General features: G+C 73.1%; 1 protein-coding gene. It reads right to left on the reverse strand.

All coding sequences use genetic code 11. The features are described 5' to 3' along the window. Nucleotides 1-1,680, reverse strand: a 1,680-nt coding sequence (locus tag VF794_RS03545; RefSeq protein WP_331107705.1) for an ATP-binding protein, incomplete at both ends; no start/stop codon positions are given.

Genomic DNA, 1,680 nt, shown 5'->3' on the forward strand with positions numbered 1-1,680 from the left:
CGCAGCTCCTCGTGGAGGCGCTGCGGGGTGTCGGGCAGCAGGCGCAGCAGCCGCAGGGCCTGCTGGAAGTGGCTCACCGCCTCCTGGTTGGCCGAGCGCAGGCTGGCGCGCTGTCCCGCCCGGGCCCAGTGGTGGACCGCCTGCGGGTACTCCCCGGCCTCGGTGGCGTGGTGCGCGAGCAGCTCCGGATGTGTCTCGGCCACCTCGGGGCTCTGCTCCAACAGGGCCCGGGTGATGCGCTGGTGGAGCTGTCTCCGGGCGCTTCGGGGCAGCGACTGCCGGGCCGCGTCCTGGAGGAGGGCATGGCGGAACTGGTAGCCGGGCCCGGCATCCTCGTCCCGGGGTTGCAACAGCCCCGCCGCCACCAGCCCCTCCAGGTCCCGTTGCAGCGCGGATGGGCTCCGCCGCGTCAGCGTGGCCAACAGCGAGAGGGAAAAGGCCCGGCCGATCGCCGCGCACAACTGGGCCAGCTCCTTCTGTCGCGAGGGCAGTGGGTCCAACCTCGCCAGCAGCAGCTCGTGCAGGGTGACGGGGATGGAGCCGGGCGTTCCGCGCTCCACCACCATGCGCGTCAGCTCCTCCGCGAAGAGGGGAATGCCATCCGTCCGGGCCACCAGTTGGTACACCAGCTCCGTGGGCAGCTCCCGCCCTCCGGCGGACCCCCGGACGAGGGCGGCGGTGAGCTCCGGCGAGAGTCGCTCCAGCGTGAGCCGGTGCAGCCAGGGAGGCTCGGGCCAGTGGGGGTGGAAGTCGGGCCGGGCGCTGAGGACGAGCAGCACGCGTTCCCGCTCCACCCGCTCCAGCAGGGCGCCGAGCAGCTCCAGCGTGGAGGGGTCCGCCCAATGCAGATCCTCTATCACCCCGAGCACCGGGTGCCCCCGCGCCCCGCGTGCCAGCAGGGCCGACAGCGCCTCGAAGGTGCGCTCCTTGCGCCGCTCCGGCGAGAGCTGGGGCGAGGGGAGCCCCTCGGGCACGGGCCTGGAGATGAGCTGGGCCAGGAGCGCGGTGTGCTCCGGGGACAGCCCCAGGGCCTCCAGCGACACCTCTCCCGGAGGACAGAAGCGCCCCAGCAGCTCGATGATGGGTTGGAGGGCGCTGGTGCTGGACTGCGACCAGCACTGGCACTGGAAGTGGATGCACGACTCCTGGCACACCCGCTCGTGCAGCTCCTGGATGAGTCGGGACTTGCCGATGCCAGCCTCGCCGCTGACGAGCACGAAGGCGCCCCGTCCCCGTCGGGCCTCGTCCCAGTGCGCGAGCAGCCGTTGCAGCTCGTGCTCCCGTCCCACCAGGGGCGTGAGGCTCCCGGCGGCGAGCGCCCGCTCGAACCGGACCGTCTTCGGCCGCTCGCGCAGCACCCGGTGGAGGTCCAGGCTCCGCCTTCCCGAGAAGCCCTCGTAGGTGCGCGTCCCGAGCGCTTCTCCCTCGAAGGTCCCGTGCACCAGCGCCCAGGTGGCCTCGCTGACGAGCACGGTGTGCGGCGTGGCCAGTCCCGCCAGCCACGTGGTCACCTTCGGGGCCTCGCCCTGGAGGACGAGCGCTCCCCCCTGGCGCTCCCGCGTGCCCTCGCGCAGCGTCACCTGGTCCGTGTGGATGCCCACCTTCACCGTCAGCACGCCCGGAGGCAGGTTCGGCAGCTTGCGTTGCAGGGCGGCGGGGACGTCGCGTGCCAGGGCCAGT

The sequence above is a fragment of the Archangium sp. genome (genome assembly GCF_036389735.1).
GTDB lineage: Bacteria > Myxococcota > Myxococcia > Myxococcales > Myxococcaceae > Archangium.